16 protein-coding genes are annotated in these 19374 nt (G+C 39.3%); all 16 read right to left on the bottom strand.

Going from position 1 to position 19374, the window contains the following annotated elements:
* Window positions 1-234 precede the first annotated feature (234 nt).
* Entirely contained in the window at window positions 235-2412 is a 2178-nt protein-coding gene (locus tag F612_RS11855; RefSeq protein ID WP_019555779.1) for a HAMP domain-containing methyl-accepting chemotaxis protein, read from the bottom strand.
* Between the two features lie 356 nt (window positions 2413-2768).
* Entirely contained in the window at window positions 2769-3461 is a 693-nt protein-coding gene (locus F612_RS0100500) for a hypothetical protein (RefSeq protein ID WP_019555778.1), read from the bottom strand.
* 133 nt (window positions 3462-3594) lie between these two features.
* Complete coding sequence (locus tag F612_RS0100495) at window positions 3595-5211, bottom strand: hypothetical protein (protein WP_019555777.1); 1617 nt, start codon at window positions 5209-5211, stop codon at window positions 3595-3597.
* Between the two features lie 15 nt (window positions 5212-5226).
* Complete coding sequence (locus tag F612_RS0100490) at window positions 5227-5865, bottom strand: PEP-CTERM sorting domain-containing protein (RefSeq protein WP_019555776.1); 639 nt, start codon at window positions 5863-5865, stop codon at window positions 5227-5229.
* Window positions 5866-6349: 484 nt separating this feature from the next.
* Window positions 6350-6838, bottom strand: coding sequence for a type 3 dihydrofolate reductase (gene folA / locus F612_RS0100485; protein ID WP_019555775.1), 489 nt, complete (start codon window positions 6836-6838; stop codon window positions 6350-6352).
* Complete coding sequence (locus F612_RS0100480) at window positions 6835-7668, bottom strand: thymidylate synthase (protein WP_019555774.1); 834 nt, start codon at window positions 7666-7668, stop codon at window positions 6835-6837. The genes folA and F612_RS0100480 overlap by 4 nt, the downstream gene beginning before the upstream one ends.
* A 152-nt stretch (window positions 7669-7820) precedes the next feature.
* Window positions 7821-9209 (bottom strand): mannose-1-phosphate guanylyltransferase/mannose-6-phosphate isomerase, encoded by a 1389-nt coding sequence (locus F612_RS0100475; protein WP_019555773.1) that lies wholly within the window; start codon window positions 9207-9209, stop codon window positions 7821-7823.
* 361 nt (window positions 9210-9570) lie between these two features.
* A complete protein-coding gene (locus F612_RS11850) occupies window positions 9571-10578 on the bottom strand; it encodes a glycoside hydrolase family 5 protein (protein WP_019555772.1) in 1008 nt (335 codons plus the stop codon).
* Window positions 10579-10591: 13 nt separating this feature from the next.
* Window positions 10592-11614: an acyltransferase family protein gene (locus tag F612_RS0100465; RefSeq protein ID WP_019555771.1), complete on the bottom strand. Its 1023-nt coding sequence runs from the start codon at window positions 11612-11614 to the stop codon at window positions 10592-10594.
* Between the two features lie 233 nt (window positions 11615-11847).
* Window positions 11848-12594: a glycosyltransferase family 25 protein gene (locus tag F612_RS0100460; protein ID WP_157760439.1), complete on the bottom strand. Its 747-nt coding sequence runs from the start codon at window positions 12592-12594 to the stop codon at window positions 11848-11850.
* Between the two features lie 38 nt (window positions 12595-12632).
* On the bottom strand, window positions 12633-13388 hold the full coding sequence (locus F612_RS11845) for a WecB/TagA/CpsF family glycosyltransferase (RefSeq protein WP_019555769.1): 756 nt from the start codon (window positions 13386-13388) through the stop codon (window positions 12633-12635).
* The gene (locus F612_RS11840) at window positions 13381-14472 is read right to left on the bottom strand and encodes a glycosyltransferase family 4 protein (RefSeq protein ID WP_019555768.1); all 1092 of its coding nucleotides are present in this window, start codon (window positions 14470-14472) and stop codon (window positions 13381-13383) included. Before F612_RS11840 ends, F612_RS11845 begins: the two co-directional genes overlap by 8 nt.
* Complete coding sequence (locus F612_RS0100445; RefSeq protein WP_019555767.1) at window positions 14450-15712, bottom strand: hypothetical protein; 1263 nt, start codon at window positions 15710-15712, stop codon at window positions 14450-14452. Before F612_RS0100445 ends, F612_RS11840 begins: the two co-directional genes overlap by 23 nt.
* Before the next feature lie 57 nt (window positions 15713-15769).
* Window positions 15770-16879, bottom strand: a complete 1110-nt coding sequence (locus F612_RS0100440) for a glycosyltransferase family protein (protein ID WP_019555766.1) — start codon at window positions 16877-16879, stop codon at window positions 15770-15772.
* A 15-nt stretch (window positions 16880-16894) separates the two neighbouring features.
* The gene (locus tag F612_RS11835) at window positions 16895-17899 is read right to left on the bottom strand and encodes a glycosyltransferase family protein (RefSeq protein WP_019555765.1); all 1005 of its coding nucleotides are present in this window, start codon (window positions 17897-17899) and stop codon (window positions 16895-16897) included.
* Window positions 17899-19344, bottom strand: coding sequence for an MOP flippase family protein (locus F612_RS0100430; RefSeq protein WP_019555764.1), 1446 nt, complete (start codon window positions 19342-19344; stop codon window positions 17899-17901). The genes F612_RS11835 and F612_RS0100430 overlap by 1 nt, the downstream gene beginning before the upstream one ends.
* Between the last annotated feature and the right edge of the window lie 30 nt (window positions 19345-19374).

Below are 19374 nucleotides of genomic sequence, written 5' to 3'. Positions count from 1 at the left end.
AATCAGTCCTTTATTAAGGAGAGTCTGTAGAGCGCTTTGAATAGTTGAAACGGGTTTAACTTTAACGTCAATTAAATCACTTTTTTATAACTCCTCATGATGGTTTTTATGCCTAAGCAAACAGTCCTCGAACCTACTGGTGGGTGCGGCCAATAACGGCCAAAACGGCCTAAGACCCTGACAACGAATGCCATGCCGATACCCACAAATAGACTAAAAAGTGTCTTTACCTATCTATGCCACTTTGACCGTATTTTTTTCGTCAAATGAAGCCTCGTCTTCTGTGTGGCTTAATGCATAGAGGCTATCCTCAGCTTCCGATTCAAGGGTAAATAGATCCACCTGCTCTTTCAGTAAAGCGCCGTCTGAAATCAAGACTCGCCCTGACTCTTCTACGGCCTTAACAACCTTTGAGTTTTTCTGCGTCATCTCATCCATCGCTGTAATGGCAACATTCACATGATCAATCCCTTGTGACTGCTCATCACTGGCCGCTGAAATATCCGAAACCATCTCACTAACCTCATTCATCGATACATTAATGGCACTCAAAGCCTCACTGGTTTCCTGGACATAATGTCCACTTTGCTGGCTAATTTTGGCGCTATTTTCAATCAACCCTTTGATTTGCCCAGCGGCCTCTGCAGACTTGCCAGCAAGATTTCTGACCTCTCCTGCCACAACAGCGAAACCACGGCCATGTTCACCCGCTCTGGCCGCTTCTACCGCTGCATTCAATGCCAATAAATTGGTTTGGAAAGCGATTCCATCAATAATTGAAATAATATCGTTAATCTTCTGACTGGCTGTTGACATAGAAGACATGGAGTTTAATGCCTGTTCCATCGTCTCTAGCCCTGTTTTAAGCTGAACACGCGCATCGGTGGTTTTTTGATTAGCCAACACAGCATTTTCTGCATTTTTACGAACACTGCTGGTCATCTCTCTCATTGAAGCCGAGGTTTGCTCCAACGCACTGGCTTGCTGCTCAATGCGAATCGAGATATCATTATTACCCCGCGCCATCTCTTCAACGCCTTGCACAACCGAACGAGCAATTGCTTCGACCTTAGCCACCATGACGGCCGTGTTTTTTACAGAGCGATTCAAGGAGTCTTTTAAAACGGCCATTTTTCCAGTATATGAACCATCAACGGTTCGCGTTAAATTACCTTCACTGATTGCAGACTGCACAAGAGCTACTTCATCAACAAAACGCTCTAAATCACTTAAGGTAATATTTAATGACTCTTTTAGCGGGATAAAATCACCACGTGCATCCGCCTCTGAGCGCACACTAAAATTACCCTGTGCTAAACTATGCAAAGTATCTGCAATGGATGCAACATTCTCTTTCATACGAATTGCGGAACGATCTAAGTTATATAGAACATCTGCAAACTTGCCGGACAATTGGACCGAATCATCCTTATGAACTTCGAGCCTACCCGCCCTGAAATTTTGTGCCGTTGTTTCAAGAATATCCATGACCGAGCTGATTTGTTCAACTGAACGATTTACCTCGATCTTCATGTTCAGAAAATCACCTTTTAATTCACCCTGCACACGACGGTCAAATTGTCCCGAAGCAATCTCAGTTAAGACATGAGTCACATCACCAGAAGCCATACTCATATCATCTAAAACCGCATTAATGGTACGAGCTGTGGTTGTCAATTCATCGTTACCAAACAGTGGAATACGATGGTTCAGTTCACCTGTTTCACCAATTTTCAACATGGTGTCACGGACCGCATTAATGGGGTTCAAAATGCTTCGACTTAAAAAGTATCCTGCAACAGCAAAGCCAATCACACTTAATAACAGTCCGACCCACAGATAAAATGCGCCATCTTCCTGTTGTTGATTAAGTCTCGCGATTGCAAGACTATTCTGCTCAATTTCATAATCGCGGAATTTAGCAACAATGCCAGCAAAGGCTTTGTATTTAGGTCTAAACTCCTCTTTCATAATGATAATAGCTTCGTCAACAAACCCCTCCGTAATCGCCGTCATAAAACTTCCAAAAGAGGCATTAGCACTCTGAACATTTTCTCTGATCAAGGCAAACATCTTTTCTTCTGGCGGGCTCAATTGGATGGCGGTTATCCTTGTAAAAACTTTCGTTATTTCAGCTCGTGTCTCTTTAAGTGCAATATCAAGACTGGCGACATGATCAGCATAACCACTCTCATCTGGATCCAGTAACGCCAAATTAAGCAGTGTAATTTCTCGTTGGTCAGAGACATTCTTCAGGTGATTTAATAACGACAACTTTTCGCCATTGACATCCACCACAGTAGAAATAGTATGCTTGGTTTCATTGATCAGATATTGAGTGGCCAAATTACTGATTAACAATAAAGACATGGCTCCAATAATTCCTAAAACCATTTTTAATTTAATTGACATGTACACGTAACCTCTTAATGAACTCTGTATTGGTACCGAGTTTTGATTATAGCAAGGTCATTCTAGCTGATTTTAAGGGAGTCCCTGATTAGTAATATACAGGCTTGAATTAATAGGACTTGTGCAAGAAATGGTTACCTTGATTAAGAAGTACGTCTATACTCGTATATTAATAACTCCTTCAAATGAGTGTGTATGGCGTTTATTGCAAGCATGAAAAACATGTATAAGCCTCATGCGTTGGATAACTTTCCAACGCTGATAGAGGCTGTCACCTTGAAGGTATTTTTACATTAGACCGAAAGAAGACATACCCTTGATGCCGTTGTAAAAAGGGTTCATTGCATTCATAAGACTCACCTATTTTGTACATCCAGAGTGATGTCCCCGATTTCACGACCAATGTACTTTAAGAGCGCATTCACAAAGATAACAATCGCAATCATTTCCAGCAACTCTTCAAGGGTATATAAAACAGTATATTTAATCGTGGATGTATTGTGAAGTTCTGCTTCAACGCCACTAAACATCTCTAAACCGACGGCTCCAGTGATAAATAATACCCCTGCGATCACCATTTGAATCGCCGTATTTCTAGGGAGTTGAAATAAAAACTTGAGATAACTGAGTACAAATACAGTCATCAAAATACCGTAAGGCACGATCCAAGCAAAATACAGAAAACCACTTGCATTGATATATTGCTCGGTAAGGTCACCTATTTTTTCGTGAATAACCACTCCTTCATCCAATGCCAAAAAAATAAAAATAAAACACAGAACCAACCAGTGTCGATAATCTTGTCTCATCTGCTTTCGGTGACGGCTAATGACCCATAACAGTAAAGCACTCAAGCCAAGAGCACCTGACGAATACAGGGTTGGCAAATTACCTTCGTAATCAAAATCTAACATTCTGATCCAGTCAAACACCTCTTTATCACCAATGTATAAAAACGCGCTAACCTGAGTAATATGTAATAACGCTAATACTGCAATAATACTCAACATAATTTTGGAAACTTTCATCGGTTGAATAGTTAATTCCATCACAATTCCAATCTTAATTTTAAGTTTAAATCCAAGTTAAAGGGTACAGTTACCATCGAAAACCTAAATTTTATACAAAAAAAATCACCAGCATTTCTGATGGTGATTTTAAAGGAGTTAAGTCGTCATTAAGCTACTTATCTTTTGAGCCTTTATCTTCAGAACCCTTGTCCTTAGAACCCTTTGAGTTTTTATCTTTAGAACCTTTGTCCTTAGAACCCTTTGAGCCTTTATCTTTAGAACCTTTGCCCTTAGAACCTTTTGAGCCTTTATCTTTAGATCCCTTATCAGAATCACTTGCTTCTGCTTGGTGAACGGTCACGGCCGTTAGATTCTCACAAGTTGCAAAAGCTGAGTGACCTGTCACTGAAACCACATTTTCAGTTTCTTCAGAGATCACTTGCGTGCGCTCTAATGTCGCTGAATCACCAGGATTTAGTACACCTAAGGGACTGTTCGGCACAACACCAAATGAATCAATCACATCAGCGCTGTCAATCACAGAATGACCAGAGTTTGTCACAGTAAAACCATAAAGCACAGTACTTGAACGATTGGCAGGTATCTCACACGTTAAAGCTGGTTCAGAAGTTGTCATTTCAACCACTTCGCCCAATTTATCTACAAAAGCAACAACCATCCAGTTTGATGAAACGTGATCGTTTGTTTTATCTGACTCTTCAGAATCTTCAGACTCTTTGTATGAATGCTTTGAACCCTTGGCTGCGTATCTAGAGCGTTTGTGTGAGTCTTTAGAACCTTTATCAGAATCTTTAGAACCCTTGCCATCACTTGAACCTCCATTTATTGGTGCAGGCATGCCAACGGTATAAGGCACAGAACAACTGGTATGAAGCAACTCTTCTTCGCCATTAATAAAGACGCTTAATTTAGAACCCAAATCACCTGGTCGACCATCAATGGTATAGCCATTTTGTTCAGGTGAAACCAAAATGGTTTCACCTGAAATCAAGTCTGTTGAATAAGAGGCATAACCTTCATTTTTACCAATCAACTCTACCAATGCACCATAGATCGTCGGCCCTGTATACTTAAGCGTTGTTGCCGAAATTTTGGCATTACAGGTTGATTCTTCTGGCGCTTTTTCGACCACACAAGTACCCAAAATATCAATTTTACACTCAGTCACTACGCTGGGAACCCCACCAATCGTCCCTTTAGAACGACCGGTAAAAGGCACTGTAAAATCAGTAAATGTAGAAAGTTCACTAATGACGGATAAACCAACATTACCCGTTGGGTATAGAGGGGCTAAGGCCCCACCAGTTACCGAGAAGGTGTAATTGTAAAGGTCATTCGTACCGTCATTTTGAAAACCAAACTCTAATACTTCAGCCGTCAGCAGTGTCCCTGCATAGTCCGCAATACCATCACCATTACTGTCTACTTCACCGGTAATAACGAGATCATCACCCGGTACGCCACTCATTAAATTACCTGAGCTATCGACTTTGACATTAATGAACACATGCTCACTTCCTGCCGTTGGATTAATAAAATGCGGCGCCGTTGTTGCTGAGAAGCGTACTGCAATAGGCAATGCATCCGTCTCTATAATACCCGTCGATGGATCATATTTAGTCGTCCCTGTATTATCAAAAGCAACTAAAGGTAAAACTAAATTTGGAAGTGGTAATAAGGTGGCCTGTGCAGAATTGACCACACCAAAGGTTAAAATACATGCACTCACAATACCCAGTAATTTCATTTTTAACATAGAAGTTTTCATATCTACTCCTATGGATTAAACTTGCTTAGCGGATCGACGAGCAAAGCCGAATACAGTCAACAAACCCAAAGCAAATAAGGCATAAGTGCTAGGTTCAGGAACCGCACTCACAACACCTGTATCAGACATGGCTGCGCCAGTACCCGTTACGCCACCCGTATTATTCCAATCTGATAAAAAACTGCCGCTAAAGCCACTGTCTGCCAAAATAATACCGCCTAAACCAGAATAAAGACCTGCAGCATCACCACCTGTTGTGTCAAACGTAAACTGAAGTGTTTCAGTATTATTAAAACTAAAGTTATTCAATATACCTGTTAACAACGTACCTGAAGTATAGGCTAAATCTGCAATGGTCCCGCCTATCGTAAAGGTTCCACTCGAAAAGTTACCTAAATCATTGATGCTTGCATTTAAGGAAAATGTTCCGTTATTGATGGTATGCGAGAGCACAGAATTGAGTTCTTGTGCAAATCCGTTCACGGACAAAGAATCCAGTCCAGCATTGTACGTAACGTCCGAAAAATAGGACACCACATCTGGCTGATCCTTTAGTGTCAAGTCAAATGCCGCCTGAGATTGTGCCGAAATGGATAAAAGAGAAAGGCCCAAGATAAAGGCACTAAAGGTTTTGAATAGATTAGAAAATTTCATATAAATTCCTTAAATTTAAAATTTGAATCATTTTAATTTAAAGGCTTAAAAGACATTTTATCGAATGTTAAGCATAGCTAAATAATTTAGAAGCTGTTTCCGGAGAGCTGTCTGTAAGACTTTGAATTATTATTTTTATACCTAAGCGTATATTTCAAATGCAAGAATCATCTAAACGATGAATTCACGTCAACCACTACACTAGTAGATTTAAGCACTAGTATACGTAAAAATAACAAATTAACTATTTTTTTGTCTCAAGACAGTGATTTAAATTAAATTAAATCAAGATATGGTCGTACGATTTACTTTAAGGAGTCTAATCAAGTTAGATATTTAACGACACTGCAAGTCTGCACATTTACATGAGTGTTAGATTTCACCAAAATGCAGTTTTAATTTTTGAATCCAGCTATTTTGGCAGGAAGGTTTAGACAGGAAATAATGATCGGTGCGTATTGAAGTGGTTGTTCACGGCGTTCGATTAAATACGTTCTAGCGTCACAAAATCAAAAGCGTAAGCATGACGCTCGTCTACCGAGTGAGAAAGCCGTTCAATTTCATTCCATTGAAATGCAGTCCAATCCGGAAATAGCGTATCACCTTCAAGGTCAGCGTCAATCAAGGTCAAATACAGTTTATCAGCTTGCGGTAACATCTGCTGATAGAGCTGTCCTCCCCCCATAATAATGACTTCATCCACATCCTGAAGGGTTTTTAAGGCCGACTCAACCGACTTAAAGACCTGTACGTCAGGGATAGAGAGCTCTGCATTACGGCTAATGACGAGATTAGGTCGATTCGGTAACGGACGTGAACCAATCGATTCGAACGTTTTGCGCCCCATAATGACAGGTTTTCCCAGAGTATTCGCTTTAAAGAACTTCAAATCATCCGGTAAGTGCCAAGGCATGTCATTCTCAAAGCCAATCACTCGGTTATTTGTCATGGCAGCAATCATGGCAATCCTCATACCGACACCACTGCTTTAATATGCGGGTGCGATTCATACCCTTCAATCTCAAAATCGTCGAACTTATAATCGAAGATACTTTCAGGGGTACGGTTAATCACTAATTTAGGCAAAGCAAATGGCTCTCTTACTCGTTGAGTCTCAGCCTGTTCAAGGGTATTGTTATACAGATGGACATCCCCCCCCGTCCAGACAAAATCACCCACCTCCAAACCAGTTTGCTGAGCAACCATATGCACCAACAAAGCATAAGAGGCAATATTGAAGGGTACGCCAAGAAAGGTATCTGCCGAACGCTGATAGAGCTGGCAAGACAATTTACCATTGGCGACATAAAATTGGAAAAAAGCATGACAAGTTGCCAATGCCATGCGTCCCTGCTCGACATTCGCTTGCGGACTAATCGATTCATCCGGCAAGTCCGCAGGATTCCAAGCCGAAACAATCATACGGCGGCTATTAGGGTTCTTTTTCAGGGTGTCGATGAGTTCCTCAATCTGGTTAATCGTCTCACCATTGGGTTTCTCCCAAGCGACCCATTGTTTACCATACAAAGGCCCCAACTCACCCGAATTTGTTGCCCAACTATCCCAAATACGCACACCATTGTCCTTCAGGTATTGGATATTAGTATCACCCGTTAAAAACCACAACAGCTCATGGATAATCGAACGTAAATGCAATTTTTTGGTCGTGACCAACGGAAAGCCCTGCTGCAAATCGAAACGCATCTGATACCCAAACACTGAACGTGTTCCAGTGCCTGTGCGGTCGCCTTTGTCGGTACCGTTTTCTATGATATGGTCAAGCAATTCTAAATACTGTTTCACAAGATGTTCCCTGAAAATGATTTGGACAAAGTTTACCACAAGCAAAAGCACTGCATATAAGCAGAAGTCCGGTATTTAAAAGGCTAAAACTAAAAACGACCAGGCCTGGTCGTTTTTAGTTCTTAGAAGCAACAAATCCTTATGAGCGAGTGTTAACGCCCATAAACGTCTTCAATACGTACGATATCATCTTCACCCGTGTATTCACCCACTTGGACTTCAATCATCACTAAATCAATCTTGCCTTGATTTTCAAGACGGTGTACTTCGCCCATCTGAATGTAGGTTGATTCATTTGGGCGTACTAATGAGATTTTCTCACCGACGGTCACTGTCGCGGTGCCACTGACGACAATCCAATGTTCATTACGGTGAAAATGTTTTTGTAAGGATAACTTACAGCCGGGCTTCACAATAATGCGTTTTATCTTATATTGTGCCGTATCGAGCAAGACCTCATAGGTTCCCCAAGGCCGATAAGCTAAGCGGTGGATTTCGGCCATTTCCGGAGAAATTTTCTTAATCTGCGCAACCACCGCTTTTACCTTTTGCGAACTGCCTTTTTTAGAGATTAAAATCGCATCGGTAGTATCCACAATAATCAAATCATTGACATCCACTAATGCCACCTGGCGATCGCATGTTAACAACAAGTTATTATTCGAATCGACACAAATAGGGTCTGGTGCATTCTCACCGCGTTTTAAAATGGCATTATCGACATTTGTTTGCTTAACTTCCTCATAAAGCGCATCAAAACTGCCTAAGTCAGACCAATCCATTTCGCATGGAATAACCTTCACTTTCTTGGATTGTTCCATAACCGCATAATCAATACTGTCCTCTGGAATCGCCAACATTTTATCGAGCTCAACCCGCATTACCCCAGAACACGCTTCGGATGCACTGAATGCATTTGTGCAGGCCTGGTAAATTTCTGGCGCATATTTATTTAATTCCTCTAAAAACACCCCCGCTTTAAAACAGAACATGCCAGAGTTCCAATAATAATTACCGGCTAGAATATAGGACTCAGCAACGTCTTTGGAAGGCTTCTCTTTAAATGATATTACATCGTTACCAGCGGCTTCAATGTAACCAAAACCCGTTTCGGCATAATCTGGTTGAATGCCAAACGTCACTAAATTACCCTGCTGGGCCAATGTTTTCGCTTGCGCCACAGCCGCTTCATAAGCCACTTGATTTTTAACCAAATGATCTGATGTGGTGACCAACACCAGATCATCTGAATCTAATTGCATACAAGCCAAAGCAATTGCAGGCGCTGTATTGCGGCCGATCGGCTCTAATAAGAATTGACTGCTGATGGTAGACACTTGTTGCAATTGGTCAGCCGCTAAAAAATACTGTTCGGTGTTCGAAACAATTAAATACTCTTTACACACTCGCTGATTACGTAGAACCGTGTCTTGAAATAACGAACGTCCTTCAAACAAACGCACAAATTGTTTTGGCAACATCGTGCGACTTAAAGGCCAAAGACGCGTCCCAGAACCGCCACAAAGAATGATATTAATCATAAAAAAACTCCTAAAAACTATAAAAATTATAAAACATCCGTAAAGAGGGGAAACCCGATACAACAACCTAAATCTTTCTTAAACCAATCCGATGATACTAATAAGAATAAAGTATTAACGTTAAAGCTAAACCCACAATAAAAGCCATAAATCCTAACGTTAAAAAATTTCAATGAAAACACTCAACTCATAAAGGCTCATCGTTTGATTCTTAATGAGCGTCATCGACACCTTGACCGCTTTATTCTTAAAAACCTTAATGACAGACTCTTTTTAGTCCACTTGCACAGATTTATTAGAGACCATTCTTCTACTGAACAACTTAGCTCAAGTGGTCTAATTCAGTCGTCATTGTTTCACTTTAATTTTTGAGCTTTTTAGACAAAAAGGTTGTCAAAGGTTTATCTTTCCAGTTAACTGGCTCTAAAGACATAAAGTAGTGTTGAGGCCATTGACCTCCTGCCCAGATATACCAATCCAAACAGTGCTCATTTGCTAAAGTCATAAATTCACCGACCACAGGAAACCAAGCTTTCGAAGAGGTAGGAACACCCCACTCACCAATGGCTCCTTTTAAATGGTATTTTTCTAACCAGGTAATAAAGGGCATCACTCTTTTGGCCACATCACCTTGTTTAAGGACTTCATTTGGATTTTTATAAGCCCCCGTAGAGTGTCTATCAAAATAGATATGAGCTTCATACACTAACTTATTTTGTGGATCCGACACAAAGGGTTTGGGGTTCGCCTTAGGCCATTTCCATGAACTCGACCAAAACTCACCAGGCACATAAATCACTTTCTTTTTATCTACGGCTCTAATAGCATCCACTCCCGATTGAGCGACCTTATGCCAATACCCCTTAGTATCATGAGGTTCATTCATGAGACCATAAGCATAAAGCGAAGGATAACTGTGGAGGGCTTGAGCGACTCTGTTCCAGATATCATAGAAGGCATCTTCTGGCACATCTTTAGAACCGATGAGCTTTGTTTTATAGCGACCATAGTTGTGAAGATCGAGTAAAACCAATAAATCACTCCCTTCTGCTTTTTTTAGAAAAATTTTAATCTCATTTAAATAATCAGGGTCTAGTTCAGAATAGAGATTAGGTTGCAGTCGCTCCCATAATATAGAAAGACGAACAGCCTTGAAGCCCTTAGATTTGTAATAAAGTAATTGCACAGAGTTAGGGAATTTGTAATCGTAACCGACTCTACCCGGAATTTTACCGGATGAAAAACCAGCGCCGGCAAGGTTAATGCCTGCGATGGGTTTTGAACACGATGCGATCTCTGAGCTTGCATATACATTCGTAAGATTTGCCAAGGTGATTAAAAAAATGCCTATCGTTTTGATGAACATCATACTTTCTCCAGAATTAGTGGGATTTTTTTCTGAGTTTTTGATTGATGGGTAACTCTATTAGCCGATAAACAGCTACACCTACTAATGCGCTAAAGATAATCGCCACCATGACAAGCAATACGCCATTAAAGATGTTTTCAGAATAGACAAAGCCCATAGACTCTCTTATAAATCGGAACAACCCCAGTGCAAAAACATGACTCAAATAAATTGAATAGGAGGCATTACCTAATAAGTGTAACCAGCTGATTTCCGCTCTCTTTGAGTGGTCAATGAGCAGGGCCCCTAATACAACGAAAGAAGCTGAAATACCCGCATCAAAAAATCGGTTGGTCGAGGTAAAATTGTCGATGCTTGCAAAGTACAATAGGCCGATAACGGCAACTATAACACCCAAAAATGTATTCTTTGGCAGCTTACCGTTTACAAATAAATACCCGAATATTACACCGACCAAGAATTCTAGGATAATCATATCGCTATAAAAACTAAACACCGATTTTGAATTGAATTGAAAACCAAGTGCGACGACACCAAACATGATGACCGTTAAAAAAAGCAGCCTATATTGATCTTTAAAAAAAAGGGATATCGCAAATAGAGCATAAAATGCCATCTCGTAATTGAGGGTCCAACCCGGTATTAAAACCGGCCAGTATCTATTTGGGAATACGGGAGATAAATCGGGGATAAAAAACAAGCTACTCAGCACATGTGACGTTTTTAACTCGACGCTTTCAAGAACGTCTGGAATCAAAAATGCAAGGATAACCAAACTTATCGTAAAGAACCAGTAAAGCGGAACAACGCGAAGAATTCTGTGCCAAAAAAACTGAAGTCCATTGATGTTTTTAGTATGCGTTGAATACACCATGATAAAACCACTGATCACAAAAAACAGATCGACACCAGCGTGCCCTACATGACTATTTAAAATCTCTTTTAACCATGGGAACTGTTCTAAAGAGTGGACATAAACCACCAATAAAACAGCGATGGCTCTTAAATATTGAATCGTTAATATTTCGCGTTTCATGTTGTTTCCAAAAGGGGGTAGTAATATGGTTGCCACACAGCAAACCTATTGAGTAACTTTTTTTATTAAACCTTTAACTATGCATGGCTATCTGCTCTATCATCCAAATTCAAAAAACTAAACACTCGTGCATACTCAATAATGAAGCCTAGGAGTCGTAGGCATGGCTCAATACAAAATAACGAAACTATCTCATCTTTTTTCAATACTGTTAAAACAGTTTAGCCCTCCAATCAATTCTTAAAGACCGTTCGTGAATAGCCCAAAGAAGGTGCTATCGTTTGTTTTATTGACTCTATTAAAGTCGGTTTTGGAGGTGCGTTTAATTGATCCACTTCAATCTCACTATCAAAATTCATGAGTTCATTAGAATCAATCACCCCTTCCGAATACTTGTCTTGACAGGTCAAAACCGGATTAATTTGAAAAATATTCAATGCATTTGCGACTTCTGACAGACTTTTTGCGAAGAGATAGGTATCCGCTGGAAGCCATAGTTTTGGCTCTTGATTGACTAAAAAGGCGGCCGTTTTTTTCGATAAAATGTATGCACCTGCGCACCATGAATCATTTTCAACGACACATACATCACGCTGATCAACTTCACCAACTTTTTTTAACTTCACCCAGTTCGTCGTATTTTCCAAACGCACAACATCAGCCTCTGCAGGTATCCAAGTCATGTCAGAAATAACCTTTCCTAAGGAGTCCGCAATGTGTAAATCATCTTCAAAGATAACGCCATACTCTTCATCTCCATCCATGATTTGTTGCCATGCTTTTCTATGTGACAAAAAACAACCAATCTGCCCCTCTATCCAACCCGTCGGACGTAAGCTATTTTGCCGAAACTCATCAAGATATTCTTCTGAAAAGCTATATCCATCAACAGCATTGATTCGTTCAAAATCAATTCCTAATGACTGCAAACGATGGCTTATAAACGCTAACCTCTCGGGATTTCTTTCTAAATTAATCACATACACGTGCATCTTTATATATTCTCCAAACCTTTAATCTATCTGTACTGTATTAAATTTATAAAAAAAATAGGAATGCCAATGACATACCGTTTAAATAATCTACGTGGCTCTTTTAGTAACCGATAAAGCCATTCTATAGAGAGTGTTCTAAAGAGTGGTGGAGCTCTAGAAAAGCGACCGGCTTCAAAGTCGATGATCGCGCCACCACAAACGACCAGGCCTGGTTGTTTTATGTTGTGTTTTATTAACGCAGCAAGCTCTTCTTGTTTGGGCATTCCCATCGCCAACACAATGACATTAAACGCCTCAGGCTTCATATTTTGGTTTAAAAAATGAATGTATTCTGGCAACTCTCTAAAGCCATCCATCGTTTGAAATACTTGAGCCTTCAATAATTGGGCCGCACCTTCTTCCAGCCAGGGTGACTGTGTTCCCAATACAAAAAAGGCTGTATTCTGGTTCCTATTCGAATTGACAACTACCTTAATTAATTGCGGAATAAAATCCGTACCATTTAAGTTGGCTCCGGCAGGCATATTAAAAAACTTAAACGCTAACTTCATGCCGATTCCATCACGTAAAATGTAATCTAAATCATCAAAGGGTCGCAATAATGCTTTGTTTTTTGCAATCAAATTAAAGCCGTGCTGATTCATAAACCCCACCGTTGTCATGAAATCGCGAACTTTAGAATTGGCAATAATGTGCTCTATTAATGCATTTGCATCATCGCTAATCTTGATTTTCTTCAAGAGCGTTTTAGTGTTGTGATCGATATTAAAATTAGGCATTCTCATAACCCGTATTAATCTGTTGTGCGACTTTAGACCATGAAAACTGCTGCGAAAAAACTTGAGATTTTTCAGCTTCAGATTCATTCCAGTGGTGCAATAGTTTGTTATATTTCCCCTCAAAAGCACTCATATCGTAATCAAAGAGTAGGCCTGTTTGGGATTGTTCTATAAAATCTACAAAGGACTCCGGCTTGTTTGATAGAAAAGGAACGAGACCGTATGACATCAACTCAATCACACTTAAGCCAAAACCTTCATAGTCCGATGCACTCACCACAAATTTTGCTGTTGAGATATGCTCTACAATTTTGAGATCTGGCAGATCAAGCAGTAGTTCAACTTTATCTTCAGCTTTTAAGCGTATAATTAAATTTTGTAAAGCGGCGGTATCACCCGTTGCACGGCCACCAATTATTTTAAGCTTGCCTTTCGGTGCAACTAAACCTGCATAGGCCTCAATTAACCAATCCACTTTTTTATTACTGCTAAAACGGCCCAAGCAAATCAGATCAAACGTATCGTTTGTTTTCTCTAGCCTTTTACCAAACTTTTGCAAACGCACTCCATTGGAAACCAGCTGGCAATTCTGTTTAATCTGGCTAAATAAGTTTTGGTCATTCGAGCTGATCGTAAACACACGGTTTATGCCCATTAACGTAAAACGTGTGATGGTTTTAAAATAGAACTTTTTTAACCCCTGTTGATTTGGAGTATGAAAGAACCCACCATGTGTGGTTAAGCATACTTTGGTTTTGACTAAGCCTATTTTTTTCAATAGCGAGACATAATCAATAAAAAAATCAACCGCATGAATATGGACTAAATCATATTGATTAAGCAGGTCTGGTTTAATCCAAATAACAGGGTAACGCTTGGAGAATGACCAAGGCACTCTTATCACATCAATACCATCTTGTTGTTCCGAAGAGTTAAGTAACTCATCCGTTTGAAAATTTGTGTTCGCCGTGAGCACACTGACGGTACTTCCTGCTTTAATTTGTTCTAGTGCGAGGCTGTAAACATAATCTTCTAAACCGCCTATACTGGGTAAAAATTGCCTAACAACGTGAAGTATTTTCATTTTTCACCCCTTTACGCGTTTTATCATTATTTGAGTGAACACTTAAAAACCCTGCTAATATCCATAGTAATGCGGCTGTTTTAATCGTAAATACTGCAGCACCAACCATAAGTAACATCCAAAAATATAGATTCGCCAAAACAATAAATCGTCGATGTGCTGGAGATTCAAACTCAACGATTGTGGCAATATAAATCCATAACACTAACGCACCAATCAAAGTATATGACATTATGACGTATGGTATACCACTATCTGCGTAATTTGATATTTTATGAATATTTATTGAAAAATAATCGGGTATATTGAAACTAGCTAATATTAAACCTGTATGAAAAATCCGGCCCCTAAAGGAGTCTTCCAACGAATAGATGTTCTCCTGCGGCATAAAAAAATAAACTATAAAAATAATACTCAAAACGGCAGGCAGTATCATAATGCTGAACTTTCTAGTAATTAAGGGCAGCACATGATAGCTAGCAAGCGCAAAAATCGTTAAGGCGAGTGCGGATCGCGACCTAGCGGTGATAAGTATCATCAACACTAAAGCCATAAAAAATACTCTTTTCTTATTGCTTAAAGCATCCCAAAAAACCGACCCATAGATAACCAGAATAATCATAAAATTTGAGATTGACACCTGCTCAAGAAAAATTGAAGACGTTCGCGGGCCGTTAAAAAGACCATAGCCAAACCTGTCTGACATTTGTTGCGCATTCGCGGTATTAAATAAGCCAGTATCATTGAACTCTGAAGCAATGACACCTCGAGTATTTGCGTAGTAACTAGCAGGGTTAAAAATGTGTACATAGAGATCTAATGCAAAGACCTCAATCAATAAAAAACTAAAAACGATAAAGGAGACAACAAAAAAAAGCTTATGCAAATTTTCGGCTGAAATCCGTCTTCCTAGCATGACAAAAAGTGCAATAATCAAAAAATTTCGAATTGAATCAATAAATAAATACTGGTTAACAATGCTTATTAAAAGAGCAATGATGACGACAAATACAATCAAAGAAATTTCTTTAATGTCCAAATTGGAAAATTCGGTTTTAACAATAATGCCAATGGCAGAAAGCAGTATTAAAAATTCAAAACCCGCGGCCATTTTGAAGTTAACCGAAAATACATTTCCATTGACCACCGCCAGTAGTGCGTTGTAACCAACGGCTAAAAGTACAATCCAAAAAATACTTTTTTGGACAAAGCTATCCTTGTCATTTGTTGTCGTTAGCATAATAGTTGATTCACCTTTATAGAATGTAATCTCCAGAATAAAGGTTGAAAATGCATTCTAAAATTCATGTCGTAGTCCCTGTCTAAAATCCAAAATAACTTGTGCTTTTTCCTTCCAGGATTGTTTACTGGCAATCAACTTGAACTCATCAACATCGTATTGTTGACTCAATGCTTTTAGCTCAATGAATTTTGTTTGAACATCGTGTTTGTTTTCATACAATAAAACACCCGGCTTTACTTCACTATTAATGCTGATAGTCTTTCTTGATAAGACAGGAATACCTGCTGCTAAAAATTCATAGAGTTTCATGGGTGAGCGCCCATCGTTTGATTTGTGGTCATTCATAGGGATAACTGAATATTTGTACTGAGTCAGCAACGTTGGAATTTGAGCATAATCAATTGATCCGTGAAAAATCAAATTTTCTGGCATCTCAGTATTAAGCTCTATTGCGACGGGCCCATAATAATCGAACACTATTTCAGGATTTTTATTCGCTAGGATAAGAGCCGTTTCGAGATCAAAACGGAAATCGATCGCGCCAACATAAATACATTTATTGAATCTAGTTTGTTCTTTGGGCTCTGAAAAAAGATCATAATCCACACCATTGGTGACAATAACACCTGGCTTGTTTGTGATCGTTTTAATATGCTTAAAAACCTGACTACTGGTTGCCACGATACCTTGACACCTTTCAATCGCTTTTACTTCAGGAGAAGCAAACTTGCGGCCTCCCATCTCACTGTATAGATCGGTTGGTCGATAAATTTTGGTCGCATTGGTAAACAGATCGAGAGCGTTAAAGAGTTGTGGCTGATCGATCAACACCATATCAGTGCTTTCTTGGCCGATATGTCGCTTGATCTGAGCATCGATCAACCAATTGTTCATAACATCAAGCCATTTTGCATACCCCATAGGGGCTAAGCAGATGGGAATATAATCAGCAAATCCGAACACAGAATGCTTCACTGTTCTATTTTTTAATGCATAGAAAAATTTTTGCCTTCTTTGCTTGCCTAAAAAGACATGTAACACAGAGACAGGAGAGCTAATGTGAAAGACATTATGCCCACCTGTTATTAAGGCTTTAGCCAACTGATGGCTGCCTACAACAAAACCCATTCCTAGGCTTGCGTGTGATAAAAATACAATTTTCACAGGGTATCCTCAGCTTTAGTATTTAGATAAATCATTGATCACTTTTCTCCAGGTTTGGGCCGTTGTTACACTCCCAAAGAACATCTCCGCTTGAACCTGTATAACTTGGTTATCAAAAGAGTGCTTTTTTTCAAGAGTTGTCACAATTTGTTCAGATGTTTCAAACAAGTAAAGGTCAGTAAAATTTTCTTCGTTTATCAGCCAAGAAAAAAATGGCTTTACTACAGCAAATACAGGGACCCCTAAAGTGATTGCAAAGAAAAAACTACCACTTACAATCATGTCTTCGTCAGCATGTGCAAGAATCACTCCATTCGATTTTTTAACGATTAACGCGGCCTCATCGTCCGGAATAAACCGGGCATCAAATTGGACATTTTTCCCTGTAGCAAGCGTAATAAGTTCATCTAGGTAAGCCTGATCACCAACAGAGCCTGCAATCAAAAGAGTCTCTTCAAGCACCCAATGTTTGATAACGGTTTCAATTTTTTTATAACGTTCAATCCGTCCGAACATGATGTAGTAATTATTTAAAGTAGATTGAATTTCTCTGCTTAACGTTAAGGTGTACAGCGGGTGAGGCACATAAGCATAGCCATCTTTGATTAAGTGACCTGAGTGTGACACTTTTTGATGACAGAGCTTTTCACCCATATTTGACACAATAGAAGCGGCTTTTGCATGCCAACCTTTCATGTTATGGGGGTAAATATTATGTCTTACATAAATAATTTTCTTGGCCGTTAAGCGAAAATAAAACAGGTAAATGAGATATTTAAATGCGCCTAACGTAGAAAACCGATTATTAGTGCCTCTTAAACTGTTTTCTAGCCAATTAATGATGAACACATCACTTTTGGGGTTTTGGAATAACATTTTAGGGTTTTGTATCGCGGTTTTTAAGCTTGGAACAATATCAACCTTTGTTTCAAACGCATTCTCAAGTGCCGTAATCGTATTTTGAATGTACTGATTATCTTTACTGGGTTGGGGGAAATATTTAAGCGTTATATGTGCCATTACGTTCTATTTCTTTTTAATTTTGAAATCATATTTAGCAATAATGACCGATAAAAGAGCATTAAAATGCCAACATAAATTGCAGCCCCTGACAGCACTTCGAGTAACAATTTTAGCCATAAATAGAGTTCTATATTTTCAAAAACCACACTAAGAGCATAGGTGGCAATTCCCATAAATAGTGCCGCATTAAAGAAAGGCAGTAATTCTAGTGCCGCCTCTGTCACCTTTAAATCAATTTGTTGCCATGCTAAATGCAAGTTTGGATAGAGCATCACAATATTTGCGATCACATAAGCAATGGCCACGCCTTGAACACCGAAAGGTATCCCTATTAAAAAAGCGACGACAGTGACTGCAGAATTTATGGCGCCTATTTTAAACATGACGCCAGTAGAGCCTTTTGCCATGTAAATGGAACCTGTCGTGGTGATGATCGATTGCATGAGGCCAACAGGGGCTAAAATCATGAGTAAAACGGCCATTCCTTCCCATTTGTCACCAAAAGCGACCAGTACAAAATCAGGCGCAACTGCCATTAAACCAATCATGAGCGGGAAGGTGAATAACGCAACATAACTTATGGCTTTTAAATAGCCCGCTTTAAAACGGGCGTTATCATCTTTTATTTCTGATAACGCCGGAAATAATACCCGAACGATGACTCTCGAAATATTTTCCAATGGATAAAGCATGATTTTATAAGCCATGCTGTACATTCCTAATGCACCTGCTCCTATGAATTTACCGATAAGTATTTGATCAGATTGCCTGGCGAAATGATTCACAATCGAATGGCCTGTTAAATGTAAAGAATAAGACCAAATAGTTTTTATATCTTGCCAAGCAAATAGAAATGAAGGTTTCCATTTTGAGGCATACCATAAACCTATGGTCAATAGTAATGAGTTTGAAAGTGTCATAATGATTAAGCTGTAAATTCCTGCATTATTGAGAGCACTCACGATTCCCGCAATTGAACTAATCGTAAGTGCGAACGTTTCAATGATTATGACAATTTTAAAAGCCATTTGTTTTTCGAAAAGTGCTTTTTGAACCATGCTCAGAGTCGTAATTACAAATGACAACCCTACAATTTGCAGTAAATTAATTAGCGCTGGATTTTCAAAAAAATAGGCGATTGGCCAGGCCAGAAAAAAGAGTGCCAAAAACAAGAAAATTCCAGCGCTTACATTAAAATAAAAAATGCTGGAGAGCATCCTTTTATCTGGACTGTCTAAATGAATGACGGCTTGAGACGTCCCCATAGATGCAAATATATTCATGAATGTCACAAATATCATGAGTATTGCATAGACACCAAAATCTTCTGGTGTGAGCAATCTAGCTAAGACCACTAGCGTTGTTATAAGCAAGATTTGTCTTGCTATATTGCCGATACCATTCCAAGCAACGCCATTGACGGCCTTGTCTTTTAAGCTCATGTTAATTCTCTAAACATTAGTGTTCGATAC

The organism is Thiomicrorhabdus arctica DSM 13458, assembly GCF_000381085.1.
Lineage (GTDB): Bacteria > Pseudomonadota > Gammaproteobacteria > Thiomicrospirales > Thiomicrospiraceae > Thiomicrorhabdus > Thiomicrorhabdus arctica.
Note: the sequence above shows the minus strand (reverse complement) of the source record. Positions and strands in the feature narration are given on the sequence as shown.